Origin of the sequence: Loktanella sp. 3ANDIMAR09, assembly GCF_001420005.1 — a bacterium.
In the GTDB taxonomy this organism is placed as follows: domain Bacteria; phylum Pseudomonadota; class Alphaproteobacteria; order Rhodobacterales; family Rhodobacteraceae; genus Loktanella.
The window spans coordinates 76,646-103,018 of record NZ_LJAK01000011.1; the positions used below are offsets into that span (position 1 = coordinate 76,646).

General features: G+C 58.9%; 29 protein-coding genes and 1 tRNA gene. 6 read left to right on the forward strand and 24 right to left on the reverse strand.

The genetic code is table 11. From position 1 onward, the window contains the following. The first annotated feature begins 211 nt into the window (after positions 1-211). Complete coding sequence (locus tag AN189_RS14830) at positions 212-535, forward strand: DUF6280 family protein (RefSeq protein WP_056037467.1); 324 nt, start codon at positions 212-214, stop codon at positions 533-535. Between the two features lie 57 nt (positions 536-592). On the opposite strand, the gene AN189_RS14835 is transcribed toward AN189_RS14830, so the two are convergent. Next, positions 593-1,168: a hypothetical protein gene (locus AN189_RS14835; RefSeq protein WP_056037470.1), complete on the reverse strand. Its 576-nt coding sequence runs from the start codon at positions 1,166-1,168 to the stop codon at positions 593-595. A gap of 50 nt (positions 1,169-1,218) precedes the next feature. On the opposite strand from AN189_RS14835, the gene AN189_RS14840 reads away from it, so the two are divergent. Next, positions 1,219-2,685, forward strand: a complete 1,467-nt coding sequence (locus AN189_RS14840; RefSeq protein WP_056037472.1) for a cobyric acid synthase — start codon at positions 1,219-1,221, stop codon at positions 2,683-2,685. A 3-nt stretch (positions 2,686-2,688) separates the two neighbouring features. On the opposite strand, the gene AN189_RS14845 is transcribed toward AN189_RS14840, so the two are convergent. The 3 genes from AN189_RS14845 to AN189_RS14855 all read right to left on the reverse strand — a co-directional run bounded on the left by AN189_RS14845 (position 2,689) and on the right by AN189_RS14855 (position 5,581). After that, positions 2,689-3,489, reverse strand: coding sequence for a hypothetical protein (locus AN189_RS14845; RefSeq protein WP_172794925.1), 801 nt, complete (start codon positions 3,487-3,489; stop codon positions 2,689-2,691). 80 nt (positions 3,490-3,569) lie between these two features. Next, positions 3,570-4,922: a TolC family outer membrane protein gene (locus AN189_RS14850; protein ID WP_056037477.1), complete on the reverse strand. Its 1,353-nt coding sequence runs from the start codon at positions 4,920-4,922 to the stop codon at positions 3,570-3,572. A gap of 5 nt (positions 4,923-4,927) precedes the next feature. After that, the gene (locus AN189_RS14855) at positions 4,928-5,581 is read right to left on the reverse strand and encodes a protein-L-isoaspartate O-methyltransferase (RefSeq protein ID WP_056037559.1); all 654 of its coding nucleotides are present in this window, start codon (positions 5,579-5,581) and stop codon (positions 4,928-4,930) included. 156 nt (positions 5,582-5,737) lie between these two features. Here AN189_RS14855 and AN189_RS14860 point away from each other — a divergent pair. Beyond that, a tRNA-Cys gene (locus tag AN189_RS14860) sits at positions 5,738-5,811 on the forward strand. A gap of 81 nt (positions 5,812-5,892) precedes the next feature. Here the strand turns inward: AN189_RS14860 and AN189_RS14865 are convergent. Genes AN189_RS14865 through AN189_RS19200 form a run of 4 tightly spaced genes read right to left on the reverse strand, consistent with a single transcriptional unit; the run spans position 5,893 to position 8,090 of the window. Beyond that, on the reverse strand, positions 5,893-6,906 hold the full coding sequence (locus tag AN189_RS14865) for a tyrosine-type recombinase/integrase (protein WP_056037480.1): 1,014 nt from the start codon (positions 6,904-6,906) through the stop codon (positions 5,893-5,895). Continuing rightward, positions 6,900-7,085 (reverse strand): hypothetical protein, encoded by a 186-nt coding sequence (locus tag AN189_RS19390; protein WP_253279638.1) that lies wholly within the window; start codon positions 7,083-7,085, stop codon positions 6,900-6,902. Before AN189_RS19390 ends, AN189_RS14865 begins: the two co-directional genes overlap by 7 nt. Positions 7,086-7,118: 33 nt before the next feature. Next, the gene (locus AN189_RS14875) at positions 7,119-7,604 is read right to left on the reverse strand and encodes a hypothetical protein (RefSeq protein ID WP_056037484.1); all 486 of its coding nucleotides are present in this window, start codon (positions 7,602-7,604) and stop codon (positions 7,119-7,121) included. A gap of 57 nt (positions 7,605-7,661) precedes the next feature. Further along, positions 7,662-8,090 carry a hypothetical protein gene (locus AN189_RS19200; RefSeq protein WP_172794926.1) on the reverse strand — a complete coding sequence of 143 codons (429 nt, stop codon included), beginning with the start codon at positions 8,088-8,090 and terminating at the stop codon, positions 7,662-7,664. A gap of 84 nt (positions 8,091-8,174) precedes the next feature. On the opposite strand from AN189_RS19200, the gene AN189_RS14880 reads away from it, so the two are divergent. Both AN189_RS14880 and AN189_RS14885 read left to right on the forward strand, forming a co-directional pair. Next, the gene (locus AN189_RS14880; protein ID WP_083484439.1) at positions 8,175-8,408 is read left to right on the forward strand and encodes a helix-turn-helix domain-containing protein; all 234 of its coding nucleotides are present in this window, start codon (positions 8,175-8,177) and stop codon (positions 8,406-8,408) included. Next, positions 8,408-8,623 (forward strand): hypothetical protein, encoded by a 216-nt coding sequence (locus AN189_RS14885; RefSeq protein ID WP_056037487.1) that lies wholly within the window; start codon positions 8,408-8,410, stop codon positions 8,621-8,623. Before AN189_RS14880 ends, AN189_RS14885 begins: the two co-directional genes overlap by 1 nt. A gap of 232 nt (positions 8,624-8,855) precedes the next feature. On the opposite strand, the gene AN189_RS14890 is transcribed toward AN189_RS14885, so the two are convergent. The 9 genes from AN189_RS14890 to AN189_RS14930 form a co-directional block, all read right to left on the reverse strand. After that, complete coding sequence (locus tag AN189_RS14890; protein ID WP_056037489.1) at positions 8,856-9,935, reverse strand: phage portal protein; 1,080 nt, start codon at positions 9,933-9,935, stop codon at positions 8,856-8,858. A gap of 4 nt (positions 9,936-9,939) precedes the next feature. After that, positions 9,940-10,491, reverse strand: a complete 552-nt coding sequence (locus AN189_RS14895) for an HK97 family phage prohead protease (protein WP_056037492.1) — start codon at positions 10,489-10,491, stop codon at positions 9,940-9,942. After that, complete coding sequence (locus AN189_RS14900) at positions 10,491-11,726, reverse strand: phage major capsid protein (protein WP_056037495.1); 1,236 nt, start codon at positions 11,724-11,726, stop codon at positions 10,491-10,493. Before AN189_RS14900 ends, AN189_RS14895 begins: the two co-directional genes overlap by 1 nt. Before the next feature lie 9 nt (positions 11,727-11,735). Then, positions 11,736-12,074, reverse strand: coding sequence for an HNH endonuclease (locus tag AN189_RS14905; RefSeq protein WP_253279639.1), 339 nt, complete (start codon positions 12,072-12,074; stop codon positions 11,736-11,738). Further along, positions 12,071-12,406 (reverse strand): phage head closure protein, encoded by a 336-nt coding sequence (locus AN189_RS14910; RefSeq protein WP_253279640.1) that lies wholly within the window; start codon positions 12,404-12,406, stop codon positions 12,071-12,073. The genes AN189_RS14905 and AN189_RS14910 overlap by 4 nt, the downstream gene beginning before the upstream one ends. Further along, on the reverse strand, positions 12,397-14,046 hold the full coding sequence (locus tag AN189_RS14915) for a terminase large subunit (protein ID WP_157057509.1): 1,650 nt from the start codon (positions 14,044-14,046) through the stop codon (positions 12,397-12,399). The genes AN189_RS14910 and AN189_RS14915 overlap by 10 nt, the downstream gene beginning before the upstream one ends. A gap of 394 nt (positions 14,047-14,440) precedes the next feature. Further along, on the reverse strand, positions 14,441-14,671 hold the full coding sequence (locus AN189_RS14920) for a hypothetical protein (protein WP_056037502.1): 231 nt from the start codon (positions 14,669-14,671) through the stop codon (positions 14,441-14,443). Beyond that, positions 14,668-15,219: a hypothetical protein gene (locus AN189_RS14925; protein ID WP_056037505.1), complete on the reverse strand. Its 552-nt coding sequence runs from the start codon at positions 15,217-15,219 to the stop codon at positions 14,668-14,670. The genes AN189_RS14920 and AN189_RS14925 overlap by 4 nt, the downstream gene beginning before the upstream one ends. Continuing rightward, positions 15,216-15,758, reverse strand: coding sequence for a hypothetical protein (locus tag AN189_RS14930; RefSeq protein WP_056037507.1), 543 nt, complete (start codon positions 15,756-15,758; stop codon positions 15,216-15,218). Before AN189_RS14930 ends, AN189_RS14925 begins: the two co-directional genes overlap by 4 nt. Before the next feature lie 236 nt (positions 15,759-15,994). Here AN189_RS14930 and AN189_RS14935 point away from each other — a divergent pair, with 236 nt between their 5' ends. Beyond that, on the forward strand, positions 15,995-17,404 hold the full coding sequence (locus AN189_RS14935) for a site-specific integrase (RefSeq protein WP_253279641.1): 1,410 nt from the start codon (positions 15,995-15,997) through the stop codon (positions 17,402-17,404). 132 nt (positions 17,405-17,536) lie between these two features. Here the strand turns inward: AN189_RS14935 and AN189_RS14940 are convergent, their stop codons facing one another. The 7 genes from AN189_RS14940 to AN189_RS14965 form a co-directional block, all read right to left on the reverse strand. Beyond that, complete coding sequence (locus AN189_RS14940) at positions 17,537-18,544, reverse strand: hypothetical protein (RefSeq protein ID WP_056037513.1); 1,008 nt, start codon at positions 18,542-18,544, stop codon at positions 17,537-17,539. A gap of 227 nt (positions 18,545-18,771) precedes the next feature. Beyond that, complete coding sequence (locus tag AN189_RS19205) at positions 18,772-19,677, reverse strand: hypothetical protein (protein WP_157057510.1); 906 nt, start codon at positions 19,675-19,677, stop codon at positions 18,772-18,774. A 1-nt stretch (position 19,678) separates the two neighbouring features. Further along, the gene (locus AN189_RS18875) at positions 19,679-20,785 is read right to left on the reverse strand and encodes a DNA cytosine methyltransferase (RefSeq protein WP_083484440.1); all 1,107 of its coding nucleotides are present in this window, start codon (positions 20,783-20,785) and stop codon (positions 19,679-19,681) included. Beyond that, entirely contained in the window at positions 20,782-21,246 is a 465-nt protein-coding gene (locus AN189_RS19210) for a hypothetical protein (protein WP_157057511.1), read from the reverse strand. The genes AN189_RS18875 and AN189_RS19210 overlap by 4 nt, the downstream gene beginning before the upstream one ends. A 212-nt stretch (positions 21,247-21,458) precedes the next feature. Beyond that, positions 21,459-21,794: a site-specific DNA-methyltransferase gene (locus AN189_RS14955; RefSeq protein ID WP_056037525.1), complete on the reverse strand. Its 336-nt coding sequence runs from the start codon at positions 21,792-21,794 to the stop codon at positions 21,459-21,461. A 180-nt stretch (positions 21,795-21,974) separates the two neighbouring features. Then, a complete protein-coding gene (locus tag AN189_RS14960) occupies positions 21,975-23,285 on the reverse strand; it encodes a hypothetical protein (RefSeq protein ID WP_056037526.1) in 1,311 nt (436 codons plus the stop codon). 440 nt (positions 23,286-23,725) lie between these two features. Then, positions 23,726-26,373: chromosome segregation protein SMC (locus tag AN189_RS14965; protein ID WP_056037530.1), on the reverse strand; the 2,648-nt coding region annotated here is incomplete at its 5' end.

Consider the following 26,373-nt stretch of genomic DNA (forward strand, 5'->3'; position numbering starts at 1 on the left):
AATTGTGGCGAAAACTTGATGATTTCTTAATCGGCTCTATATCTGGCAGGCAGTTGCGCCGCAAGACGACTAGATCGGCTGATTTCGACTGTTAGCCATGCAACATACGCATGGCAGTCATTCCAAATCAGGCGCCCTCCTGACGGATGATTCAGAGCATACAGAGCGTCACCGTAACTGCGATGACCGAAACAAGCGAGAAGGACCACACATGAGAGATTTCGTTGACGGGACCGCATTCAACAACGAGCAAGGCAACCGCGCACGCAAGCTGTTCGCAGCAGTTGTACTCGCTGCACTGGACGATGCAATTGCCGACGACAAGAAATATGGCAACGGACCAGAGCAGATCGCACGCTGGGCCCGCTCTCGTGATGGTCGCGAAGTCCTGTCCTGCGCAGGTATCGACCCCAACGAACGTGTCGTTGCCGGCCTGATGGATTTCGTTGGCAAAGGTGTGCGCACCTCGGTCGCGCTGTCGCGCGAAGAAAGCGAACGCCGCCACGCCGCAGAGCAGGACGCAAGAGCCGCCTGATCCGATTGATTGAATGACGTATTTGACGCGGTGCCCCTGGGTGCCGCGTTTTGCGTTTCAGCCCAGGCTCATCAGGCCGAACAGCACTGGCGGCGTCACTTCCAGCACCAGCAGCACAGCCAGCAGCGGGCGCATCACGCGCCCCGGATATTGCCGCCACAGCCATAGCGTTGCCGCGACAACTGCCGTCACCTCGATGCCAGCGACGACCCGACCATGGTGCGCGGGGTCCCAGTAACTGACAGGACTGATGAATTTCCAATCTGTCAGTGGCCAGAAATGCGCGCGCGCATCCTCTCGGTGGAACGGAAAATCCAACGTCAGATGCAGCAGCGCCGCTGCACAGAGCGCCACGAACACCCGGGATTTCAGTGCGATGGCTGCGGCCAGGGCCATGCCCCACAGGATGAAAGAATTATCGATCCTGAAAATGGCCTGCCAGGCGTCAGAATAATACAGCTCTCCGAAAACGACCTGCCCCGGAATACGCTGCACCAGCAACGCCCAGCCAGCCAACAGGTAAAGCGACAGGTCAGGTATCAGCGCCCCCGTGATCGCAGCACCGGTGACACGACGATCCTTTGGGTCGGCAAAGGCAAACAGCCCGAAAACCACGTGTGCTGGCGTGTTCATGTCTTTTCCTGTCCCTGCCCGTCACCTAAGACTACGACAAAGGAGCCGCGATGACACGTGCGATCATGATCCAGGGGGCCGGGTCCAACGTCGGCAAATCGTTGCTTGTCGCAGGAATTGCGCGGGCCGCCATGCGCCGTGGCCTCTCGGTCGCACCGTTCAAACCGCAAAACATGTCCAACAACGCAGCCGTCACCGTTGATGGTGGTGAAATCGGGCGGGCGCAGGCGCTTCAGGCGCTGGCCTGCGGGCGCGATCCGGTGGTCGACATGAACCCGGTCCTGCTCAAACCCGAAACGGATGTCGGCGCGCAGGTCGTGGTGCAGGGCCATCGCCTGACCACCGTGCGTGCCCGTGACTATGCCGCGCTCAAACCGACACTCCTGCCCCGTGTTCTGGACAGCTTTTACAGGCTGGCGCAGTCCTGTGACCTGATCGTCGTCGAAGGCGCAGGCAGCCCGGCCGAGGTGAACCTGCGCACAGGCGATATCGCCAACATGGGCTTTGCCGCGGCAGCCGATGTGCCGGTCGTTCTGATCGGGGACATCGACCGGGGCGGTGTCATCGCCCAAATGGTGGGCACCCGGGCCGTGCTGGACCCTGCGGATGCGGCCCTGATCAAGGGATTCGCCATCAACAAATTCCGCGGCGATGTCAGCCTGTTCGACGAGGGCATGGTCACCATTGCCGACAGCACCGGATGGGCGCCGCTGGGCGTCCTGCCGTGGTTCGCCGATGCCTGGAAACTGCCCGCCGAGGATGTCATGGACATCGCCAGCCGGGGCGGCGGCGACATCCGCATCGTCGTGCCACGCCTGAATCGCATCGCAAATTTCGACGATCTGGACCCGCTGTCGGCGACACCGGGCGTCAGCGTCGACATCATCCCCGAAGGCCGCCCCCTGCCCCTCGACGCCGATCTGATCATCCTGCCCGGATCGAAATCCACCATCGCGGACCTTGATCATTTCCGCGCACAGGGCTGGGACATTGACCTCGCGGCCCATATCCGGCGCGGTGGTCACGTGCTGGGGATCTGCGGTGGTTACCAGATGCTTGGCACCCGGATCAGCGACCCTGAAGGGCTCGAAGGGCCTGCACGCAGCGTGCCGGGCTTGGGTCACCTTGATGTGCAGACCACGTTGCACCCCAGCAAACGGCTGGCGCTGTCGCAGGCCAGGTATCTGCCCAGCGGTGACCCCGTTTCAGGGTATGAAATCCATCTGGGTGCCACGACGGGACCAGACACTGACCGGGCCTGGCTGTCGCTGGATGGCAGACCCGAAGGGGCCGCCAGCCCATCGCAACGCGTGCGCGGCTGCTACCTGCACGGGTTGTTTGCTCAGGACCGGTTTCGCGCGGCCTATCTGTCCGACCTTGGAAAACCCGTGGCAGCTGTTGATTACGGCAGTCAGGTGCAGGCCACGCTCGACGCACTTGCGGATCATGTCGAAACGCATCTCGATGTGGGTGCGGTATTGGCGATGGCGGCAGAGGTGCGCAGGCCGTCCGAGTGACGTTCAGGTCAGGTCAGAGCTGGACAGGACACGCTGAATTTCGCGCCGGACCAGTTTGCGCACGTTTCGCGTGATACGCTCGCCCATCGTACCTTGCAATTCCTCGCGCACGATTTGGCGCACGATCTCCTGCAACTGATCGTTTTTGACGGTCAGCCCGCCTTCCAGAAACATGTGCAGCGCGGCCTCTGCCTCTGGGTCGCGCTCGTCCGGTGCCTCGATCAGGTCGTCGTTATAGTCCTGGTCAACCGCATCGTGATCTGTCGCGGCACGGTGACGATGGTGGCGAAACAGCACTTGCGCTGAATCGTCTACGTCGTCGTCCCGGACACGGTACAGGCGGGCGGCCTCTGACAATGTGGCGGGCCAGGCCTCTGGCCCTTGTGGCACACCCAGCGGACGATCGGCGCTGTCCAGTTCGATCGCGTCCTCGACGGGGACATCGCCACGAAAACCGGCGCTGGACCAGCTTTTGTCCAGATCGGTACCCGTGCCATCGTCTTCCCATTCTTCGGCCTGGTCGCTGACTGCCGCCTCAAGCTCCGCGATGGTCGAGAGGAGTGATACGGGGCCAGAGGTATCCGCTGCCGGTGTGACCGCATGCGATGCGTCCAGCACAAAGGGCGCGTCTGACTGCGCGTCGGATTCGTGCCTGTCGTCATCCTGATCCACGCGCAGGGCGGGCGTCAGGACAAACTTTTCGATCCGCGCACTCGGGCGTGGTACCTCGCGTTCGGCGGCGTTGTCTTCAGCGACAAGCCTGCGAATGGACGATAGCACATCCTCGATTCTGGCGTTGCTCATCGGTTCGGCCATACTGCATCCTCAACGTCTGTCACTGACCCTAGACCGAAGCGTCTTGCCAAACAACAAATGTATCCGGGCTACTGACCGATTGCGCGCAAGACACGGTCCAGCGCGCGACCCTGCTCGGACAGTGCAGGAGGCGCATCCTTGACCAATTCGTAATAGGCATTGGGATCGTATTGCTGCACCGGCAGACGCAGATGATCCGTGGTCAATAGCCCCATCGCGGACAACACGGCATAAGAGGCGTTCACCTCGGCCTGCTGTGCGGTGATCACGTTGGCACGCGCATTCAGCAGGTCCTGTTCAGCGTTCAGGACGTCCAGTGTCGTGCGGGCGCCCAATGTCGCTTCTTCGCGGACACCGTCAAAGGCCAGACGCGCAGCACGCACCTGTTCGGCGGTGGATGACAATTGCGACCGTGCGACCTGATAGACCGCATAGGCATTGGCAACCTGCTGACGAATCCCCTGGGTCGTGATGTGCAACCCGGCACGCGCCTGATCACGCTGCGCCATTGCCTGACGCACCACAGACGCAAGCGCGCCGCCCTGATAGATCGGGCCACCGATGCTGATGCCGACGCTGTTGCCAACGTTCAGGTCAGGATCGACGCCGATCTGTGCATCCAGCGTCGCACGTGGGCCATAGGCCGCCTCGGCGCGGGCGATTCCCAGCTCTGACGCAGACACGCTGTATTGCGCCTGCAGGATGTCGGGATGACTGCGGACGGCCACGGCGACGGCATCCGCCTCGGACTGGGACACCGGCGCGGGCTGCGCCGTATTGAGGGTGCCCGGTGCGCGCCCGATGGCGGCGGCAAATTCCGCCTCGGCCTGTTCGCGATCACCGCGCGCGGATTCCAGCAGGGTGCGCGCCTCGGCCAGACGCGCCTCGGCCAGTGCGACGTCCGTGCGTGTGACTTCGCCGACCTCGAACCGGTCCTGCGCGGCACGCAGTTCTTGGTTCAACAGCCGCAGATTGTTTTCACGCAAGGAAATAAAGGCATTGCTGGCAATCACGCCCATATAGGCCTGAACACCGCGCAGCAGGACCTGTTGTTCGGCGGACCGCAGCGCCTGCCGCGTGCCCAGCACCAGTTCCTTTTGCGCCGCAATCGCCAGGCGGTTCGCACCACCGTCATACAGCGTGAGCTGGCCGGTCAGGGACAACGACCCGGTAAAACGGTCGGCACCGACCGGGCGCGGGCTTTGGGTGTTTACAGACGCGGCCCAGTTGACCACCGGCAGCAGCCGGGCAGTCGCCTGTGCAACATCCTCGTCAGCCGCCCGCAAGACAGCGCGGTTCTGCGCAAGCAGGCCGGAATTCGCGTAGGCATCCGTCAGCGCCTGGCTCAGTGTATCCGCATGGGCCAATTGACCCAACACCGACAGGCACAGCACCGCCGCCCCACGACGCAGTTTTCCCATGACACTCACAAGGCAAACTCCTTGGGCTTGCGAAAGCCGCCCAACATCGGGGCCCCCGCATTGAAGGCATAGCGCCAGCTGACACGGCCATGCGCCTTGATCCCGATCCGCACAGTCCCCAGCGCACCGTCGGCAAAGAGCGCCGCGATCCGCCCACCATCCTTGAGTTGGTCAAGCAAGGCGTCGGGGACGATTTCCACAGCGCCATGAATCATCATCAGGTCATAGGGCGCAGATTTGGCGCAGCCATCTTCCAGCGGGTTGACCATGACCGCGGCATTGTCGATCCCGTGGTCCGACAGATTTGTCTGTGCATCATCCGCCAGATCGGCGTCGGATTCGACAGCGACCACAAAATCGACCATCCGGGCAGCAACCGCAGCGGAATATCCCAGACCACAGCCCAGATCCAACATCACTTCGTGCGGTTGCACATCGAGGGCATCAAGCATCTTTGCCAAGGTGCGCGGTTCCAGCATCACACGCTCTTGGGACAGCATCAGGTTCTCGCCCACATAGGCTGCCTCGCGCAGCGATGTCGGCACAAACGCCTCGCGCGGGATGGACAGCATTGCGTCGATGATGGGGAATTTGGTCACGTCTGAAGGCCGCACTTGCGTATCGACCATCATCGTGCGGCGTGCTTGAAAATCTGCCACGGTCTGATTTGTCCGTCTGAATTGTTTATCCATCACCAATGCCATAGCTGGCGGTCGCGGGCAACGCATTGATCTACGTTTGTGAGATAGTGCCGGCACGCGATTGCGCAATCCCCGTTGACCCCGCCCGCGTTCCGTCCTATCCGGGCGACGGATGGCGAGTGGGCAGGTAGGTTATGCAGCGGATTGCAAATCCGTGTAGACCGGTTCGATTCCGGTACTCGCCTCCAACATATTAAGGGGCATTGTGCGTTGTTCATTCATCGCCGTATCACCTTTAGTATCAGGTTCGCGTTCTGTGCTTGTTCTGTTCATCGACGTTTTGCCGCCGCTTGACGTGCCCGCATGATCTGGCGGGCCTCGCCCGCATACTTGCGGATCATCGCCTTGGTGGTGTGACCGCTGTAGCTGGCGATCTCATCGTCGTCGCACCCAGCCCATGCCAGTTCCATTACGCCGCGATAGCGCAGCGCGTGTTGATCGAAGGACATCAGGCCAAGGCGCTTGCGTTCCTTGATCATGATATAAGCCATCGTGCGGTAGCCCATGCGGTTGCCGTGATGGTTCGTCAGGATGTGCCGCGACGGGTGCGGGACATAGCCCAGCGATGCCCTCGCCTTATCCAAGGCGGTGCGCAGGTTGACGGTGCAGGGCAACGTCAGCGGCACGTCCGTCTTATTCTGACGCAGGCGCAAATTCTGTCCGTCATAGTCGCCCCAAGTGAATTCCACCCAGTCGCCGGGACGCTGGACGCTACCGACACCGATTTCAAAGATCAGCCTTGCGAGCGATTCAGCATCGGCGCGGAACCGATCAACTGCCCAATCCGGCCAGGGCAAGTGCGCTCGCTGCCGATCCTTCGGCACCTTCATCTGTTCAATCCCGATCGCGGGGTTGTCGATGCGCCAGCCTTTGCGGATCGCCAGCTTGGACAGCATGGAAACCGCAGTCGGGATGTAGTTCGCAAAGCGGACGCGATGCCGGTTGGCCTCCATCGCTTTGTAAATATCGGTTTGCGTAAGGCGCGACACGTCACGCCCGCCCATCTTTTCGATCAGGTATTCAAATACCGGCTCTAGGTCCTTGCGGTAGCGGTGCGAGTGACCGGCCCACTTGTCCGTTTCGCGGTATGCGTCGATCAGAGCAGACCATGACCGCTTTGCCTCCACGGCCTTGCCGGTGCGAATTTCCCAATACAGGCGATCAAACTCCGCCGTTCCTTCGGGCGCGTCGATGCGGCCCAAATAGACCATTTTGCCCGCGATCGTTTTGCGGACATAGAAACGACCGTCCGGGTGCCGCCAAAGGTATTTCTTGCCTACCATGCGATTTCACCTTGACCGTCTACCGCCTCGCCCGTCGCGATGCGCTCCAGATCGCGAACGTGCCACCTCTCAAAGTCACCGACCTGGCAGGGGCCGGGCAAGTGCCCAGCCTCGACAAGCGAACGAAACTCGCCGACCTTCATGCAAAGCAGTGCGGAGGCGGTTTTTGCGTCTGCCATGATGGGGACAAATCTCTGTGTCATTGTCGGACGTCAGTCCTCTTCGCCAAAGATTTGCGCTTCGGCTTCCATGCGCTGGCGGACCACATTCAGCAAACGGTCAAGGTCGAATGACACGGATGCAAACTCTGCGATGCCGCCACTGCTGGCAGTAAAAAAGGTTGGATCATCCGGCTTTCGCAGGACCGCCTCGTCATTGAACCCATTCAGGGGAATGTCGGCGACGGAGTGCTCTTTCAGCGTGTCAATGAATTGCTCGTTGTTGATCTTTTCACGCAGTGCTCGAACCACGCCACACGCAAACTGTGCAGCAATTTTTCCAGAGAATTTGTGAGGCGCAAAAACCCGCATCAAATGACCATAGAGGAAAAGCCCGGCGATGTCGGCCTCCTCAAATACGCGCGAATTGCCGGATGTCGTGGCAGGTGCGCAAGGATACGAACCATCAGAAACAATTTCGTTGAACCGCTGATATTCAACGGCAGCGATACGGCAGGCCGCTTTTGTGCGAAATTTCATGACCAATCTCCAAAGTGCAGGTTATGTCATAGGTCTAGACCTATAGATTGACCTTGGTCAAGAATAATGTTCACGAATAGAAGGTATGCCTAGCTCTTCACCAGATTCCAGCCCGTGCAGGATCGTCTGCGCTAGGGCTTCGATGTCATCACCTGGCCAGTAATGTTTGCACTCGCGAATAAGAAACTTCATCTGCGCGTTCAGTCCTGCGGATGATCGGGCGGGAGTGTGACAGATCAGCTCTTGGAACCGATCGCCAACGGCCCACATCTGTGCCTCCTCGGGCGAATCCTCTGAAATTTTTGCCCACGCGCCTCGTGACTGGTCATAGCTGGCAAGCCATTCCGGATGCCGGTCAACCGGCGCTGAATTGCCGCCGTGAGCCGTTCTTGGCACCGCTAAGGCCACACCGGTGGCAGGCAGGGCGGTCAACAGGGTGCGGCGGGACAAGGTAGGTCCGTTCGCGCAAACGCGTTCTTTGGTCATTGTCAGGGTCTCCAGATTGAGTTACACCATTAGGGCAATGCTGCACCAATAGCGCAGGTTGCGCTATTGGTGCAAGGTTAAAATATGACGCCCTCTCAATGTCGTGCAGCTCGCGCCCTGGTGGCCATGTCACAAGACCGCTTGGCGGAAGCATCCGGAGTAGCAAAGCGCACGATTGCGAGCTTTGAAAAGGAAGGTCGCCAGCCCTATGAGAGAACGATCGCGGCTCTACGTGATGCGCTTGAATCCGCTGGAGTCGAGTTCATTGCAGAGAATGGCGGCGGTGCAGGCGTTCGTCTTAAGAATGGAGTTGAGTAATGGTTTTTATTGACGTGCAAAACGTTGCAGATGAAGCACTCTCGAGCTTTGATGCCATGATGGTGGAAGCGGCAATGAAAGTAGATCAGATAGCACCTCTCGCCATTAACATTTGGACTGAGGTTCTAAAGGAGCTTGATGTAAGGGGCAAAGTTGTTCTGATTTCAGGTTCTTATGACGATATTGGAAATGCAAAAATCAGGCGATTGAGCTAATTGTGAGCCGAGGTCCCTAACTGATCAGGGGCCTGCGGGCTAAACAAGCTGCGCGAGGCGAACCCTGCCACTCTGCCAGTATCAAAGCGAATGGCGGGCCGGGGCTACCCGACCCGCCTACGCCACGCCCACGGGGAACCGATAGCGGGCTGCGTTCTGACGGGGTTTTCGCACTCACCGTCTAATCGGGATGCTTTTCGCTGAAGCTGCCGAAGGCGCATCCTGCCGATCACTACGCCGCGTTGTCGCCCTCGCCCCAGTTTACCAGGGTCATGACCGCGCCCAGCTCTTCACTGGATAGACCGCCCGCCTTGGCCTCTGCGATCGTCTTGACCAGGGCCGATGCCGCTCGCGCCCGTCCGCCAACGTCATAGGCTTGAACGGGCCGCATCAGGTCGATGTTGACCACACCGCCCAGCTTTGCGCTGGCCTCTTCTGCCAGCAGCATGGCGATCGGTTGCAGGGTCCATCCGGCAAGGTGGCGCTGCGCCTCTCGCACCACGGGACCGGTTGCCGCATGGTTCGCCAGTGCTGGCAGAACACCGTATGCCATGAGGATGCCCGACCGCGCCGCCTGCATGGTTTCCGCCGTCATCGACTTCGACAGATCGGGCGACAGTTGGTCGGGTTTCTGCCCGATCTGGGGGTTCATGCCCGCCGCGGTTGCCTGGGCCACGCCCTCGATCACCAGCGTGGACCCGCGACGGCCTCGGAATGCGGCCCGCATGGTTGCCATGTCGTCAGACGCAGAATCGGGCAGCGGCACGATCAGGCTACCCAGCGGGGCATTCTCGAATGTTTCGGTCAGGCCGGTTTCCACCGCTTGCAGCAGTGATCCTGTCAGGCTGGACCGGCGCAAGGGTGACGTGCCGACCCACGGGGTCACCGGGTCAGCTGCGATCCGCAGGTGCAGCACCTCGCCTGCCAGTGCCGTGACCATGCGCCCGCCGTTCGCCTCGGGGATCGTCATGCGATAAGCGCGGGGTTCGCCGTCGCGCGTTGTCACGTCCCAGTCAATCGCAGGGACAAGGCCGCGGCTGCCGATCAGGAAAACCGCCTCGCCGTTCAGGGCCACCGATCGCGCCGCCAGCGCAAGAATGCGGCGGTTCAAGAGGTCTGTGCCCTGCACGTCGCCCAATGCGAATGCGCCTTCCCATAGGCTAACGCAGGTCTGCACGGTCGAGGTCAGCTCGGCCACGCCACGCCGACCCGAGATAAAAGATTCCCGTGTTGCCATGACCTGGGCGGTGTAGTTCGATCCGCCCGCGCGGGTTTCGATGGGTTGCAGCTTGTTCATCAGCCATTTCAGCATGTCATTACCTCCAACGGGCCATGTGGGCGTTTGCCGCCAACCGTCGCGCCACGGCCCCGGCCGGTTGCCAGTTGCGGGCTTCAATCTGGGCCTCGGGATAGGCAGGACGCGTGACCGCCGAGATTTCAAACAGTGCAGCCGCCGCGATCGTGCGCACAATTCCGTCGCCCCGCCGCTCGATCCGTTCACCACCTGGTGACACGCGAAACCCCGGCGATAGACCTCTGATCAACCCAGTGCCATGCGCTGCCAGAAAGTCCCGTGCCCAGCTTGTGCCGCTGTCAATCTCGGCCTCGATCAGCAGCGCATCGTCACCATCTGTCAGGGTCAAGTTGCCTGCCGACCTGGACGCCAGCGGGCGGTTGAAGTCATGACCGGCCAAGAGGTGGATTTCCTCGCCGCGCTCGATCCGGTCCCTGAATGCGCGGGGGGCGATCACCTCGTGCCGCCCCGCCGCGATTTCCGTTTCCCGACCGTAGGGGAAGCGGGCCGTCAGGCGGGTTGCCCCGCCCTCCGACCGCAGCTCAAGGCTGCCGTTGTGACCGCCCCAAAGCATCAGACCGCCCCGATGCCAGTGAGGATGCGGGTTTGCAGGCCGCGCGGCACGGTGAAGTCTGCCGTCACCAGACCCGTCAGGACCAGCGAACCACTGCCCGCCTTGGTGTAGGGGTCGCGGATCAGGTCAACGGCACCGTAGATGCCCAGATAACCCGGCGCCACACCCTGGACGGTCGCGGTCATGATCGCGGCACCATTGGGAATGACGTTCGTGATCGCCGGCGTCCCGACATGCTTGGTCAGGCGGTCCCATTCGGAAACGGCAGTGCCAGCAATCAAGGTTTCGTCCAGGTCCGACCAGATCGTGGGATCGAACCCGAGATTGACCTGGGACGCGGACGTGATCGCGTTCGCCTGCATGAACGCCACCACCTGCGCCCGGAATGCAGCCCAGCTTGCGGCGGCGTCAACGGGGGTCGATGTGATTTCATAAGTTGCCGCACCGGGGATCATTCCCAGCGGTTGCCCACCGGCCCCGCTGCCGTTGATCACAACGCGGTCCAGCTCGGCACCGATCACCGCGTTCAGATCACGGCGGATTGCGCTTTCCAGACCGTCGCCCGCTTGTTTCAGCGATTTGCGGCTGATCACCATCTGCGCCCCGCCCGTGTGGTCGGGGTTCAGGCTGCGTTCCCCGGTGGCGTATTTCTGCGCCGCGCCCACATTCGACAGTTCGTCGGTTTGCCAGCCAAACACCGCGCCCGATGTTGCCACGGGAAAGGCCAGCTCACCCGATGCAATGTTGATATTCTGGACGCCCAGCAGCGCCGCGACACTGCCGGGGAACAGCCGGTCAATGACCGGGCGAATGGTGCGCGGGTTGATCTGATCCGCCGCCACAGTCTCGCCTGCGCGGGTTTCCAGCGCGGCCAGCGGGATCGGGACGCCTTGGTAACCGCCCGCCTGCCGCAGCTCTTCGACAATCTCTTTCGTAGCACCGGACAGGGCGCGGCCTTCGTCCAAGGCGAATGCGACCTGACGCAGCTCGAACCGACCGACCAGCTCTTGCCAATCGCGATCGGAGCGGGTTTCCAACTCGTAGCCCGCCTCGCGCCGTTCGGTGTCCTCGGCAATGAGAGCCGCACGGTAACGGGTTTCGTTGGACCGGTATTCGGTATCCAGCGATTCCATCTGGCGGGTTTCGTCGTCGGTCGGGGTTTCCTTTCCGACCAGGGTGGCGAGTGCCTGCCGAATTTCAGACTGACGGCGGGCGATTTTCACAGATTCCAGCATGATTTTTCCTTACATGGCCGGGTTGGGTTTTGTTGCCAGATCGGCAACGGCTTTCGTCCAAGCGTCACGCTCGGGCGTTTGGATCGACGCGGGGTGACCGCATTCGATCCGGGTCTTTCGGGTGTGGCACCGACCGCAAAGTGATTGCAGGTTGCCGGGGTCATAGGAGAGGGCAGGATGCGTCCTGACGGGCTTGATATGATCGACCTCGAGCCGACCGCCGCAGCCACAAGAACAGCAGCGAAAACCGTCGCGCTCGATGATCTGCATACGCAGCGCCTTCCACCGCTTGGTCCGGGTGACGTGCCTCGAGTGGCGTTGATAAAAGCGCTTGCTGCCGTCCATCATTTCACCAGCGCTTTACAGCTGATTTCGAGAAAGCTTTTTCTGCCCTCGATTTGCTTGATGCCGATGATGTTGAATTCAAGCCCTTCGCAGGTCAGCCGATCCGAAGGTTCGATATCTCGCGTGAAGGGCGAGGATCGGACGGTGAAGCGCGTGTCCAGCGTTGCTTGAACAGCGCCCGCTGCAAATTTTTCGCTGTCGGATACGTCTTGGCGGGCTGCAAATACAGGGGATCCGTGATCGTGAAATTTCTCGGATTTGCTCAATCCAGTGTCGACTAAGACGGCTCGACGGAATTGCAGCCGCCTATCCAGTTTTCCAGAATTCAGACCCACAGCGCACGCTCCTTCCGCTGGGGTGCGGCCTTCATCCTTGCGCCTTGGGCGACGGCTAGAACGGTTGCCGCCGCTGCGTCGATGCGGCCAAGCGATCGACCCTTGCCCAGTTTCGCGTTCCCGGCGAGGTCGATGAACGTGACTGCATCGGAGAAAGCGAACCGCAGCAGCAAAGACGGCACCACCTTGATTTCGCCATCAAACAAGGCGCGGCGGAACCGCTCGATATCCTCGGAACCGTCTTTCCATCCGAACCCGCGCCAGATGAACGGGACACGGCCCAAGCCTGCCTTGTTCAACGCCTCATTGAATTCAGCATGACGGAACCGGTCACCGACGATGCAGGCGGGCTGGATGCCGTCCAGTTGGCGGACAATTTCGCCCAACCACGGACCAGGTGGCACGGTGTTCTCGCCCATGACGGACAGTTCGCCCCGCTCTTGCATTTCAACATACCGCCCCGACACACCGTCAGACGCGCCGCGATCCGCAAGTGACGGTGACGCAGGAAACGTGCCGAGAGCCTCGAGCCGCCCTGTATTTGGCCAATAGAATGCGGCTGCCGACATGCTGCGAGACCCGCCCAGATCAACGCCTAGGATGCACGGCCCGTCACGCGGGGGCAGATCACCAGGCGACACCTCAGCCGCAAGCCATTCATCCACCGTCACCAGAACACTGCGATTCTCGATCGAGACACGTTCGTTTCGGTTCAGATTGCGGAAACTGGAAAGGGCAGAACCGCCCCGCGCGATCGCGCTGCGAGCTTGGGCCACCAGCCAGTCAGGTGTTGATCCGATGCCCTCGGATGCGCCCGGGTTCGCTGCCAGCAGCGACGGCAGATCATCAGCGGGCAGACCGAACGCGGGGCGGTGTTCCTGGACGTATGCACCGGGGGGCGGTTCATCCAACCAGCGTGAAAAGGTGTTGGTATCGTCAGGTGCAGAAGTTGAGATGATCAGCGCCCGACCATCGCGCTTGCCCAGACCCGACAAGATCGCGTTTTCAAGGTTGTCGCCTTTGTCCCGTTCCCACGCGGCACGTTCGTCCATGATCGCCAGCGTAGGTGCACCGCCGAGAACAGACTTGCCATCAGCTGCGATACACCGGGCCAGCCCACCGCCGTTGCCCTCGAATTCGACCTCGAGCCGCGACCCGCGCCGGATCGTGAACAACGCCTGATCCTCTTCGGGCAGACCGCCGATGTAGCCCAGCAGAAAATTGAAAGCGATGCGGGCCTGATCACGGTTGCGGGCTGCGAAAATGATTTCCCGGTTTGGTTGGGGGCGCTCTTCGAGGGCACCGACCAGATCCGCAAATGCTAGGCCAGCCGCCAGCGCCGTTTTGGCATTGCCGCGACCGATCGACAGGACACCGACTGTCACGTTCTTGGCAAACGCCCCTTTCACGAATTTGCGCTGGAAATTCGCCAATTTTAGCGGTTTTCCGGCCTTTTTGCCCTCGGGAATGCGCAAAAGGCTTAGAAACTGGATTGCGCGGACGCCGGGCGATTTTCCCCGGATTTTTTCCAGAAGAGAGAAAAAAACACTCTGACGACGGTTACCCGGATTTTGCAAAGTCGCGGCATTGGGACCATTTCCGAACAGGTCAGTCAGTGTTGGGTCGGTGTGCTTGGTCATCGTGTTTCCCCTCGTCTATCTCTTCGTTCAATCGTTGCTCTATCTGCCCTCTGCTCACTGGTGAGGGTTGCTGTGACGGTCAGAAAGCGGGTTACTGCGGCGGGGTTGAAAACCCGCCTCCCGCCCTGACCGCTACGATCTTGCCTGCTCACCGGAGCCGGGCCGCCGCTTAGGTCAGACCTGCCTTTCCCTCGGCAAAGTCCGCTCTCCCATGTTCACCGCCGTAGAGGGTGGCAGTGGGGCCTTAGGGCTTGGAGAGACCGCGTGACGCGGAATAGCTGCCCTTGTGCCGTGGCCCGTTACCCGGTAGCACTTTGATGCGGCAGACCCGGCTAACCCGTGAACGCCATCTGCCGCATAAGCCCGCCGTGTCACCGGCGGGCTTTCGTCTTTGTCAGTCCTCGATCAGCACAAGGTCAGGCTCGGGTGCTGTGCCCAGCTCGGACACCAGCCGCCGCATGATCTGTTCTTGCTTGGATGTGGGTCGCCACGATGGGCGCTTGCCGTGCTTGGCAATGGACCGGACAAAGCCCTTGAGCCATTCGTCTGCGCTCTCTGCCATCACGCGCCGCATAACCATCGGCCAGCGGATCGTCAGCAGTTCGTCCAGTTCACGCTCGGTCATACCTGAACCCCGCGATAGCGCGCACCGATGCGGGCCATGTGCGGTGACATGGTGAGGTCTCGGGCGTTCATGGGTGACCGGCCATCAAAGTGAAGGGCAGCTTGATCAAGCAACGCCTGTGCGAGGTCACGGGGCACCTGGTCAGCCGTCGAACCGAAACCGGCCTGATATTCTACCGTGATGCGGCTTGGCAGGGGCAGGTCATGGAATGAGGTCAGCCATCGCAGATATGGCCGCTGCCCAGCCTCGATCGTGAAGGCGGTAGAAGCTACACCGTCAGCCGTGACGGTGGCCGTGCTGGCCTGAACCGCCGGTCCAATGGGTAGCGACATCCCGCTTTGCACTGGTGGATCAAAGATCGTCACGCGGATGGTCTGAAAGAGCAGTGCAATCTGGGCAAACTGTTCCAGCTCTGCCGCCGCTGCATGGCCGATGTTGGTCAGTTCATTGTTAAACTCATCACCATCGACGCGGATGTGAGCTTTCAGGTCATCAAGATTGAACGGCAGTTCGGTTGCGATCGGTTCGCGGTGGACAAGGATTTTCATGCCGCCGCCCTCGCCGCTGAAACGTAGGCGAGGAACGCCTGACGATCTGTCAGCGGCATGGCCTCAAAGGATGCCAGGGCAAACGCCTTGACCTCTTGCCGGGATGCCCGCGCCGCCCACCACCGCGCATCGTCCATTGCATCGACCTCGGACGGCAGGGGATACCCCGCGCCTTTCAACGCGACACTTGCGACCTCTTGCGCAGTATCGCAGTCCAGAGAGGTCAGAGCGGCCCAGGCGATCATAGCCCGTTCGATCTGATCCAGCCGCGCCCGAAAGATAATCGGCAGACAGGCATAGGCGTCTGGGCTTTGCTGGGTCAGCGCGTAGGCGATCGAACGTGCCGCCCGCTTGTGGCGCGGCTTGCCAGTTTTGCCGAAGTTCGTGCGAGCCGATGGGCGAATTGGCGCTGTATCAGGTTCTGGCTTCGTGCTGCCTTTGTCCTGATACGTTTTGGGCGCTAACCCTTTGATCGAAGAAGAATAGAGGCTGGATTGCAAATCCGTGTAGACCGGTTCGATTCCGGTACTCGCCTCCATTTACCTTTAAATCAGTGGGTTAATGGCTAGGAAGTCGGGTGTGACACAAAGTGGGACACCCCCCTATGATGCTGTCATCCTACCTCAGCCCATCAAGACACGGGATTTACTACTTCCGCTGGCCTATCCCTTCGTACATAGGAGGAAAACGGACTACGGTTCGTATCTCCTTGTGCACCCGGTGCCCAGATCGGGCCGGTGATTTGGCCCGCCATCTAGCCGCCTGCGGTCGAATATTGCGTGAGAACAATGAATTGGCGGGACTGAGACAAAGCGAGATACGCGAAAAGGTGCAAGCCTACTTCAAGGCGCATCTGGACCAGTACCTTGACTGGCTGGATCGGCGCGGTCTGTCGAAGAGCACTTTGGAAAATGTTCGATGCGAGATGCTGGACCATGAAAGCTATCTCGATATGGAGATGGATAGCGACCACTATCTGCCCGTCAAACCGTTCCTTAGAAAATCAGGCCTGACGGCGCAAAACTGGCAATCCAGCCAGCCCATGATGCAACGCGAACTCCGCAAGGGTCGCCGGGACTTGCTCAGGGCCGTTCTGGAAGCCGCTGAGCGCCTTGAGCATTATTCCTATGACGGTGCCCCGGCCAGTGCTCTCGCCGCTACTGCGCCCGCTCTGCCGGCCTCATCGCCCTTGGGTGCGGCGGTGGATGATTTCATCGCTGAGCATTCGCGCCAATGGGCTGGCAAGACCATCGGCCAAAACCGGGCTTACCTTAACATCCTTGTCGAATACTTCGGCCCTGACCGCATGTTAGTCACGATCACCAAGCAGGATGCGAGCGAAGTTAAGAAGGTCTTGCAGGCGCTTCCATCCAGCCGAAACACCAAACCGGCCTTGAAAGACTTGCCGTTGATGGAAGCGGTCAAGGTCACGGGACACAAGGTGATCTCGCCCAAGACCATCAACAGCCATATTCAGATGTTCGCCAGTTTCTTTGATTGGGCAGAACGCCACGGCCACGGCCCGCAGAAGCTGTTCGAGAAAATGAAGGTTGCGAAAGCCAGAAATGCCGAAACAACTGTCAAGCCTTACACCGAGGAACAGACAGCCCTGATTTTCAACGAGTTAACCGACAATCTCTCTGTCCTTGTGAAAAAGGACAGCCATAAGTGGGGCACGTTGCTAGGTTTGTTCACTGGGGCGCGGTTGAACGAGATTTGCCAACTCGACATTGCCGATATTCAGCAGGAAGGGGACACTTGGTTTCTCAACATCACGGACGAAGGCGACGCCAACAAAAGCGTGAAAGCCGCAGCCAGCAGGCGCAGAGTCCCTCTGCACTCAGATTTGATACGATTAGGCTTTCTCGACTTCGTTGAAAGCCGAAAGCACGGCAAGCGCCTGTTTCCAGATTACAGCCACAACGTGAACGGCGGCTACGGTCGCAATCTGGGGCGTTGGTACAACGAAAGTTTCTTGCCCAAGCTGGGGATCAAGAAGCCGGGGATCGTCTTCCACAGCCTCAGACATACGATGGTGACACGACTTGGGCAGGCGAATGTGGCAGAACCGATCTATCAGTGCATCGTGGGCCATGCCCGCGCCGGGGTCACGCAACAGGTCTACCTGCGGGAAGGCTTCACATTGCGACAGTTAAGCGAGGCAATCGAGAAATTCCGGGTCTGAAAAGCTGCCCCATCCCTTATCGTTACCAGTAACGAGAGAGCGGCGGAGCGCCGCGACCGATAGGTGTTGCCCATATATTAATTATTTTATTAAATGGGTGATGTTACTTTCTCATATATAGACAAAAAGTCTTTATGCTTGCTCTCGCATTAGTTGGTAGGCTTGCAATCGCCCTGCATGGCCAGTTGGGGCAAGCAAATCCTCCATGTTTACATCTATCGGTTCGCCTATTCCCGATACCGCCTCACCAATCCCCATGTCGAAATCAGTTTCACCGACCGAGCCGAACATATCCTTAAACACGGCTTTCATGGTATCGGTCAGCACGTCTTGCATCTCGTGATGCACAATGAAGCTGTCATGGACAGGCAGACAGGCATATCCCATAGCGGCAAACTTGAGCATGACCCGTTCAGCTAGGTCGCTGTCTTTGCGCTGCAAACGCAAACCAACACCAGACCCAAAGTGCTGCTTGAACTCTGGAAAGCTACTAACAATAAACTTTTTGAAGTCGTCCCATTCTCGCCCCGTCAGGTCTTCGCTGTAACCCTTTACCTGTCCAAAGTGCTGCACTGTCTTGGCATTCAACAGTGCATTGAAGGTCAGCTTCACCAGCTTGCGTTCGGCTTTGCCCTCGGGGGTATCTATTGCCTTTGAAAGACACCGCTCATAAGGGTCATTAGGAATTTGCAAGCCTGCCTCTGCAAACAGCATTGCCGCATGCAATCCGGAATAGTCCACTTCGACTGTGCGCTTGCCGTCGATATGGATATAGGGTCTCAACGGACTAGGACAGCCAATCCACCACGCGCCATTGAAGCGCCCGCCCTGCTCCCAGTCGCTATTGTTAAAGACCCGGTAGACCGTTCTTGCGGTATAGTCAGGCGAATGCGCCGAGGTTCTCTCGCGAATGAAAGCGATCTCATGCAGTTTGCTTTGCACCTCCCTTTCACACAAGGACAAGTCAGCCAAATTGTCTGAGAGCATCCGATTGATAACGTGCAGATTCTCGCGGGCTTCGTTCGCAAAGGCCACATCGCCATAGGCCAACAAGGGCTTCTTGTCGGCTTTCTTGTTCTTCTTGCCTTTTAGGATGATGCCCTCTGCACCTCCCCTGCGGCGTAGCGTGCCCGAACCCATTGTGCAGTGCATCGTCGGTCATGCGCGTTCCCGCGTCACCTTACGGCGATACTGGCTCAAGACCATCGCCTGCATCATCCGGACTTCGGCGTCAGATCGGCCTGCCACAACTCAATGTCCCGGAAACAAACGGAGTTGGCTACCTTGGAGAAGGTAGCGCAGTACACTGTTCAGAAACTGATTTATCCGTTTCTCTCGCTGTCTCTGGCCTTCAATTGAAAAGTCGCTCACTCACATAAATTTGACATGTGGCGCTGTAGGGTTTCGACTTGGTCGTGAAGCTCTTTAAGCTCGTCAATGCCTGAAGCCGTTACTGAGAACTCCGAACCGTCAGTATATATGACATCATACACGTACTCACATTCCGCATCGCCAAGCTCCGACCAATCAATGTCTGAGTATAAAAATTTTCGCACCTCATCAGTCGTCTGAAAAACGACAGGGCCAGTTCTCGTCAGAACGAACAACCTAATTTCCTGAGGCATAGCAGAGAGTGAACTTGAGATCTTTGTCTGGAAAGCTCTGAAAGAACCCAGACCTACAGTTTTCTTAAGTTCTTCAAATGCCGCATTCTTTGCATCAGTAGTCAGCAACTCATCAAGCTTGTTGACCAATCCAAGCTTATCTGCCTCAGACATACTATCCGGATAATCAATTATCAGGCCAAGCTTTTCAAATGCCTTAACTATATTCACCTTGCTTATATAAAAGAGCTCTACTTCCCTGGTCCGAACATAGTCACGAGCAGGTTCCGTGAACTCGCCGCAAGCAGCAATAGCAAGGAACCGCGCAGTTGGGTAAGTTGAGCGCATCGGAAGAAGCTTATTCGTATCATCGCGTGCTTTGTCTTTAGAGTGGCGTGCTCCACGCCTCCAAAAGCTTTCGAGGAAAGCAACAGGAACGCCTTTTTCTGCTACAGTACCACCAAGTTCCAACACATAATCGTAGTCAACAGCGTTCCCATCACTATCAGGCCATAAAATTTTGCCCCCTCGACATGTACGCTCAACAAATCTATTGTCGAGAAACAGACCAAGTTCGTTTGCAACGTCTTGTAAGAGTGGCAAAACAACATGTTGCTCCCACCAATCCCCAACGATCTGACCTAATTTATGCCCAGCCGATACTATCATCTCACCACCCCATAACTCTTTTAATATGTGTTCCGATAGCCTTTGCTAGAAGTGGTGGCACAGCGTTCCCCACTTGATCGTCTTGTGTAACCCATTTCGCTTTTCGAGTTAAATTTCCGAAGAACCGATAGTCGTCGTCGAAGCTTTGGAGGCGAGCCGCTTCTCTGACCGTTGTCCCTCGTGGAATCTTTGGATGCAACAGATCGGTTCTGTGGTTACAAGTAACGGTTCTCGAAGGCGCTTTGCTGTCAATTTTGTAGACGTTTATCTTCTTGGTTCTAAGATGGAGTGGTACTTGTGAGTTGTCCCCGCCTTCAGGAATTGCGGCATAGCGTTCAATGATAGGCTCAGAATGTGAAGTAGCGCGGTGGTTGTACAATTTCCCGGGTTCTCTTATCCCACGCCGCGCTTTCTGATACTCGTTGTCATATCGGTTGCAGTGCTTCATTTCCTCAGCCCCTTGGCCTTGGGCTATTTCTGGTAGATCGCTCAACGCGTCCCATGAAGTTAAATATGGCAGAATATTTGCACCAAACAGTGATCCTTGTGAGGAAAGTTGACCATGTGTTGGAGCCGGAAACCCAATATTACGCCCGTCCCTACTTCCAACTAAAATGAAACGTGGCCGCTTTTGTGGGACACCATAATCTGCGGAGTTGAGCACTCTATATTGACAGCTATAACCAATATTTTCGAACGCATTCAAAATAGCTAAGAGTGCTTGACCCTTCTGCATAGTAACTATGCCGGAAACGTTTTCAAAAACAAACACCTCTGGCTGAAGCCCGTCAACTATTCTTACAAAATCAAGGAACATCTGATTTCTTGGATCATCGACGACACGCCTCCCCGCCAAGCTAAAGCCTTGGCAAGGAGGACCACCGACAACGAGATTTACACCCCCAGCCACCAGCCCTGCCGCATCGAGAATTTCGTCTACAGAAACTTTTCCAATATCACGGCATATTACAGGGACAAGGGGGTGATTGTGGCTAAAAGTTTTGCATGCCATCTCATCAAAATCATTCGCAAGCATGGCATGATATCCAGCCTGCCGAAGTCCTTCTGTGAAGCCTCCAGCTCCACAAAATAGATCAACGCTCCTCATTGAACCCGCCCTGTCAATTTATCGGCAACTATTTCTGGCACTCGACACAACCCGCCCATCAGAAAAGCACCCCATTTCCTATTTTCTTGTTGAATGATTCCACATTCAATCAATACGGGCTTTAACTTTCGAGGCTCAGTGAGCCTAATATTTCCAAGTTCTATGATCGCACTAACAGGCGAGACTGCGTATTCATCCCGCAAGACACGCCTTCCAGCATCGGTTCTGCCTACAACATCTGCTGTCCCAACAGTGTGTCCTCCACATGGACCCTGCCCGCCAATGTAGAAAAAAATCACGTCTCCTCTGGAGATAACTTTCCTATTTTTAGTGTTCATATAGAGCGGCCAAGAACTATTTTCGAGTCGCTGTTTAACCACATCAAATGCGGATACTCGAAGTCCGTCGTTAGAATATCCATCTAGGGCAACCGCCAAAAAGTAGTTGTTATCGTCTATCATTTGTATTCCTAGAGACCATTCCCACGCTCAATGCCGATATTGCGCTCCTTCTCAGCGCTACGCTCTGCCTCTCACTCCTGCTCTCTAACATAATCTTGATCTCCTTCACACAGCCGCGTGATGTCATGGCGGGCCAGTGTCGTGTTCCAGAACACCTCGTTGCGGCCCCTGTCCTCTTTCGTCATGCCGCCTTCCAGCACGCAATCCTTGTTTTAGGGCCAAGCCAGCACCACGTCGCGCGACTGGCTTAGGTAATCGCCGCGCCCATCGGTCAGCCTGATCCGGTTCTTGAAGGCCGTGTAGCTGTCGGGCAGGAAAGCTTTGTTGGACACGAAGTCCTGAAACTTCACCTTGTCTATGACCAGCGCGCCCGCAATCTCGGTGAAGAATTGCGCCTTGATCGTGTCGGACTGCATCAGCAGTTCCAGTAGCCGCGCGTCCATGTTCAGCGCCGCCTCGATCACCGCATTCTTGAGGATCGCCCAATCCGAGGTGAACGCCTGCTCGGTTTGGAGAAGCTCCGTCAGGTCATAGGGAAGGTTCCGCATGTATCACTGCCCCGGCACATTTTCGCTTTTTGTCCTTTGTGCCTGACAGGGTGAGGAAAATCCAGTCAAGACAAAGCGCAGCCTTATTTGCCCCGGTGGTGGGGAGACCAAGGGAAGGCATCCTCTCATATAAGGAACGGATAGGCCCAAGATCATCATATGCCTATAACAAGGGCAAGATCATACCACCGTCACCGATGGTGTCTGCCCATAGGCATCTTTGAAAGTTGCCTGCATGACCTGAACCAGTTCATCTTTGTGCCGCTCAGCGACAATGAAACTGTCATGGACAGGCAAGACTGTTATGCCCTTGTCCGCAAAGTGCATCATGATCCGCTCGGCCAAGTCGCTGTCTTCACGTTGAAGGAACAACCCTTGCCCGGCTCCGAAGATACCCGGCAACATGGGAAAGGCATTTCTAACTATTTGCTGAAATGCCTTTGCTGTCATGCCATGTTGCGCATTGAAGTCTTTGGGTTCTCTTGTTCCCTTTGGGCCAGCATTCATCAGCGCAAGGAAGGTGGTCTTGGCAGGGCCACGAAGTGCGGGGTTTTCTGATACACCGGGGATGAGAGCGTAGGGATCGGGCGGAATTGGCAGATCATTCTTGGCAAACAAGATTGCCGGATGAATACCCTTGAAGTCGGCCTCAATGGTAGCTTCGCCGTTGATTGTGATGATACGGCGGAAGTGCTTCTTGGCATGTATCCACCAGCCGCCATAGAACCGCCCACCTTGCTTGAAGTCGCTATTATTGAAAACGCGGTAAAGGTCCGTTGCCTGACCGCTGAAGTCGCTGTCAAAGTCGATATGTCCAGTTGCGGGACGGTTTTTTGCAATTTCTGACCTTTCCAAAAGGTCATTCAGCTTGCGCAGCTTGTCACTCATGGATTGCGTTTCTAGTGTTTGATCATACCGGATCAGTCGGTGCTTGGTATCTTTCAACAGGATAACTTCGTCGCGCCGCCCAATGTCGAAGTCACCTTCGCGTATCTTGCTTATTGGAAGACGTCCCAGACCCAAGTCGCTGAGAGAATACCGCGATGTTTCTCCGTAGTTTTCTTGGCGATGTCCGCGCTTGACCATGTCTACAAGCCCACAATCCAAGAGCAGCTTTAACGCCTCGCGGTAGTAATGCACGGACATGAACGCTGGCCGATACTGCACTTGGTTCCCAAGACGTTCCTTCTGGCTTGGAATACCAACTGTCAAGCCATCGCTTTCAATGTGCACCCGCATCAAGTTCAACAGGAAGACCCGCAGGCAGCTTGCGAAGTTGCTTTGCATCTTTGGGTTTGGCTTTCGCTCAAAGTCCTGCAACCATTCATCTCGCAGTGAATTTAATGTCGGCTCAAGTGCAGCGTTTGCGCTGTCATTAGGCAACTCAAGGTACGGCTCGAATGCCCAAGACCGCAGCCCCCGTTGATCCGGCAAGTTTGCTATCTGTTCCTCGGTCAGAAACTTTCGAAGTCCTTGGAATTTCTCTGCCATCTAAAAAATTCGGCACATTTTTTCGTGTCCCTATCCTTATACTCAGCCGCGCCAACTTCCCCCATACCCCACCCGCTCGCACAGAGACACCCTCCGGTTCGCAACTCGGGCACACCATAGGAGGAAGGAAAGCCACAGGCCGTATTCACCCCCCCTATAGGAGGACAGAAGGCCACCTGAGGGAACACTCGGCGGTTGACAGAGACACAACTCAGACCGCATATGTGTGACACGAAGTGCGACACTCAACTCAACCTCGCACTCGATTGCTCAAGCCTTCCAGCGACTTAGAGAAATGGTAGCGGGTCCGGTACTCGCCTCCATCACCGCTTTTTCTATAGATTTCTGGCCGACGCGATGCTTGCGATCGGACTAATCGGCGGGATGGCGGGCGGGGCGCGTTTGCCCGGAACGGGCCAAACAGCGCCGTCCCGGCATCGTCAGGCGACCATCTGTTCTGCTTTTTTCAGGTCAACCGACACCAGTTGACTGACGCCCTGTTCCGCCATCGTCACACCGAACAGGCGGTCCATCCGGCTCATGGTGACAGCGTGGTGCGTGATGATCAGAAACCGGGTCTGTGTCCGACGCGTCATCTCGTCCAGCAGGTCACAGAAACGTGTGACGTTTGCGTCGTCCAACGGCGCGTCGACCTCGTCCAGCACACAGATCGGGGCAGGGTTCGCAAGAAACACCGCGAAAATCAGCGCCATCGCCGTCAGCGTCTGCTCGCCACCCGACAACAGGCTCAGCGTTGACAACTTCTTGCCCGGTGGCTGGCACATGATTTCCAGTCCCGCGTCCAGCGGATCATCGCTCTCGACCAGTTCAAGGCGCGCGTCACCACCGCCGAACAGATGCGCAAACAGGGTGCCAAAGCTTTGGTTGACCTGCTCGAATGCCGTCAGCAACCGTTCGCGCCCCTCGCGGTTCAGGCTTGCGATTCCCGACCGCAGTGCGGCAATCGCCTCTTCGAGGTCGCGCTTTTCCTCGACCAGCGACGCATGTTCGGACTGCACCTCGCGGCTGTCCTCCTCGGCACGCAGATTGACGGACCCCAGGGCGTCGCGTTGACGCCGGTGACCTGCGACCTCGGCTTCGATCCGGTCAACGGGCGGGATCGTGTCAGGATCAATGGCCAGCACCTCGATCAATGCGGCCGGTGTCAGATCACGCGCATCACGGATATTCAGGACAGCGGCCGCCACGGTCTCACGCGCGGCTTCTGCACGGGCCTCCGCTGCGGCGCGGGCCTCGCGTGCGTCAGATGCTGCGCGTTCGGCATCGCGTTCCGCAAGGGTCGCGGCACGCAGATCGCCCTCCCCGACCGAGAGCGCGTCACGCGCGGCACCATGACGTTGTTCCGCCGCCTGCAAGGAGCCGCCCAATGTGTCACGCTGTGCCGCCAATGCGGCAGGCGTATCACGCGCAGCGTTCAATTCGGCCTCGGACGCGGCCTTGCGAGCCTCCAGTTCGGCCAGCCGCCCGGTGGCGGTGTCCAGACGCGCCCGCCAGCCTGTCAGATCCTTGGCGATACTGCGCAGACGTGCCGCGCGCGTGTCGCCGGCACTGCGCAACTCTTCGGCAGCGGCGCGGCGGGCCATCAGCGTCATGCGCGCGGCCTCCACCGTGACGCGCAGATCGTCGACGGCGGCGCGGGCCGCGGTCAGGTCCTCCAGCTGTGCGACGGCGGCGGTGGCCTGCTGCAATTCGGTCCGGGCCGCCGTGGCCTCGTCCGCGTGCCGCGTCTGCGCAAGCGCAGAGGCATCAAGCTTGCTTTGGGCCAGATCACGATCCGCCTCGGCGCGCGAGGCGGCCCGCCGTGCCTCCGTGACCTGTGCATCGGCCGCACGGCGCGCCGCACGGGCCGACGTGTCGGCCTCGGTCAAGTCCTTCAGCCGTGTGGCAAGCTTGTCATGCGCCGCCTGCGCGTCCCCCGCGACCGTTTCGGCCTGCGCCAGATCCGCACGCAGACGCGCCAGCCGGTTCACCTGTTCCAGCCGCAAGGCCGCCGCCGATGGCGCATCGGCCGCCCCCGCCCGCAATCCGTCCCAGCGCCACAGATCGCCTTCGACCGACACCAACCGTTGCCCCGGTTGCAGATCACGCTGCAAGGCGGCCCCCCGGTCTGCCGCGACCACCCCGACCTGCGACAGGCGGCGCGTCAGGGCCGTGGCCCCCGTCACCATGTCGGCCAGCGGAGGCGCGTCACCCGGCAGTGGTGGCACTGCGGGATAGGCTTTCAGCGTGACCCAGCCTGTCGCCGCCTCATCCGTCACTACCGGTGCCTTGAGGTCGTCGGACAGTGCGGCCCCCAGCGCCCGTTCAAACCCCGGTGCCACAGTCAATGCATCCAGCAGTGCGGTTGCATCACCCCGGTCGCGGTCCACCAGCCGGGTCAGCGCCGCGACCTCTGCCCGCAAGGCACTAGCCTCGCCTTCAGCTGCGGAGCGCGCCGCGCGCGCCTCGGATTCGCTGGCCTGAGTCCTTGCGCGTGCCGCCTCGGCCATGACGAGCGTTTCCTCGGCGCGACGCGCTGTTTCGGTCGCAGCTTCTTCGGCTTGCCGCGCCGCGTCGGAGGTCTGCGCAAGCGCCGCCAGCGTGGCCACCGCAGCGGCATTCGCATCGCGTGCCTGCTGTTCCTGCTGTTCGGCCCGCGCCACCCGTTTGGCGCTGTCCTCGGCCAGTCGCTGCGCGGATTGGTGGCGCGCCGCAAGTCGTGCGGCATCCTCGGTCGCCTGCCCCAGATCGGCCTCTCGGGTGCCCAGCACCTCGGCTGCGGCGACTGCTTCGCCCATGGCGGATTGCAAGGCGCTTTCGTGGCCGGCCTGTGCGGCCTCCAGCGCGGTCTGTTCGGCCTCCAGTGCGGCAATGCTGTCGCCTGCATCGGCATTCAGCGCGACCTCGCGGGCGATGTCGCGGGACAATTGGGCAATGCGGGCGGTCAGGGTCTCGATGGCCTTGATGGCGCGTGCCTCTGCCGATTCCAGCTGGTCGCGTTCCACGGTCAGCCGCTGGATCACGGCCGCCGCGATGGCGTCCTCCTCGCGCAGCGCCGGCAGCGCGTCCTCTGCCGCCTGCCGCGCCG

What these genes read in the sequence shown, in the direction of transcription:
- AN189_RS14875 (WP_056037484.1), bottom strand. Translation starts at nt 7,604, where the DNA reads ATGAAATTTCGCACAAAAGCGGCCTGCCGTATCGCTGCCGTTGAATAT.
- AN189_RS14955 (WP_056037525.1), bottom strand. Translation starts at nt 21,794, where the DNA reads ATGCGGAACCTTCCCTATGACCTGACGGAGCTTCTCCAAACCGAGCAG.
- AN189_RS14880 (WP_083484439.1), top strand. Translation starts at nt 8,175, where the DNA reads ATGACGCCCTCTCAATGTCGTGCAGCTCGCGCCCTGGTGGCCATGTCA.
- AN189_RS19210 (WP_157057511.1), bottom strand. Translation starts at nt 21,246, where the DNA reads ATGATAGACGATAACAACTACTTTTTGGCGGTTGCCCTAGATGGATAT.
- AN189_RS14830 (WP_056037467.1), top strand. Translation starts at nt 212, where the DNA reads ATGAGAGATTTCGTTGACGGGACCGCATTCAACAACGAGCAAGGCAAC.
- AN189_RS14930 (WP_056037507.1), bottom strand. Translation starts at nt 15,758, where the DNA reads ATGGAGGCGAGTACCGGAATCGAACCGGTCTACACGGATTTGCAATCC.
- AN189_RS14920 (WP_056037502.1), bottom strand. Translation starts at nt 14,671, where the DNA reads ATGACCGAGCGTGAACTGGACGAACTGCTGACGATCCGCTGGCCGATG.
- AN189_RS14915 (WP_157057509.1), bottom strand. Translation starts at nt 14,046, where the DNA reads ATGACCAAGCACACCGACCCAACACTGACTGACCTGTTCGGAAATGGT.
- AN189_RS14885 (WP_056037487.1), top strand. Translation starts at nt 8,408, where the DNA reads ATGGTTTTTATTGACGTGCAAAACGTTGCAGATGAAGCACTCTCGAGC.
- AN189_RS14925 (WP_056037505.1), bottom strand. Translation starts at nt 15,219, where the DNA reads ATGAAAATCCTTGTCCACCGCGAACCGATCGCAACCGAACTGCCGTTC.
- AN189_RS14905 (WP_253279639.1), bottom strand. Translation starts at nt 12,074, where the DNA reads ATGATGGACGGCAGCAAGCGCTTTTATCAACGCCACTCGAGGCACGTC.
- AN189_RS14940 (WP_056037513.1), bottom strand. Translation starts at nt 18,544, where the DNA reads ATGGGTTCGGGCACGCTACGCCGCAGGGGAGGTGCAGAGGGCATCATC.
- AN189_RS14960 (WP_056037526.1), bottom strand. Translation starts at nt 23,285, where the DNA reads ATGGCAGAGAAATTCCAAGGACTTCGAAAGTTTCTGACCGAGGAACAG.
- AN189_RS19200 (WP_172794926.1), bottom strand. Translation starts at nt 8,090, where the DNA reads ATGACCAAAGAACGCGTTTGCGCGAACGGACCTACCTTGTCCCGCCGC.
- AN189_RS14895 (WP_056037492.1), bottom strand. Translation starts at nt 10,491, where the DNA reads ATGCTTTGGGGCGGTCACAACGGCAGCCTTGAGCTGCGGTCGGAGGGC.
- AN189_RS14890 (WP_056037489.1), bottom strand. Translation starts at nt 9,935, where the DNA reads ATGCTGAAATGGCTGATGAACAAGCTGCAACCCATCGAAACCCGCGCG.
- AN189_RS14840 (WP_056037472.1), top strand. Translation starts at nt 1,219, where the DNA reads ATGACACGTGCGATCATGATCCAGGGGGCCGGGTCCAACGTCGGCAAA.
- AN189_RS14865 (WP_056037480.1), bottom strand. Translation starts at nt 6,906, where the DNA reads ATGGTAGGCAAGAAATACCTTTGGCGGCACCCGGACGGTCGTTTCTAT.
- AN189_RS14900 (WP_056037495.1), bottom strand. Translation starts at nt 11,726, where the DNA reads ATGCTGGAATCTGTGAAAATCGCCCGCCGTCAGTCTGAAATTCGGCAG.
- AN189_RS14845 (WP_172794925.1), bottom strand. Translation starts at nt 3,489, where the DNA reads ATGAGCAACGCCAGAATCGAGGATGTGCTATCGTCCATTCGCAGGCTT.
- AN189_RS14850 (WP_056037477.1), bottom strand. Translation starts at nt 4,922, where the DNA reads ATGGGAAAACTGCGTCGTGGGGCGGCGGTGCTGTGCCTGTCGGTGTTG.
- AN189_RS14835 (WP_056037470.1), bottom strand. Translation starts at nt 1,168, where the DNA reads ATGAACACGCCAGCACACGTGGTTTTCGGGCTGTTTGCCTTTGCCGAC.
- AN189_RS19390 (WP_253279638.1), bottom strand. Translation starts at nt 7,085, where the DNA reads ATGGCAGACGCAAAAACCGCCTCCGCACTGCTTTGCATGAAGGTCGGC.
- AN189_RS19205 (WP_157057510.1), bottom strand. Translation starts at nt 19,677, where the DNA reads ATGATAGTATCGGCTGGGCATAAATTAGGTCAGATCGTTGGGGATTGG.
- AN189_RS18875 (WP_083484440.1), bottom strand. Translation starts at nt 20,785, where the DNA reads ATGAGGAGCGTTGATCTATTTTGTGGAGCTGGAGGCTTCACAGAAGGA.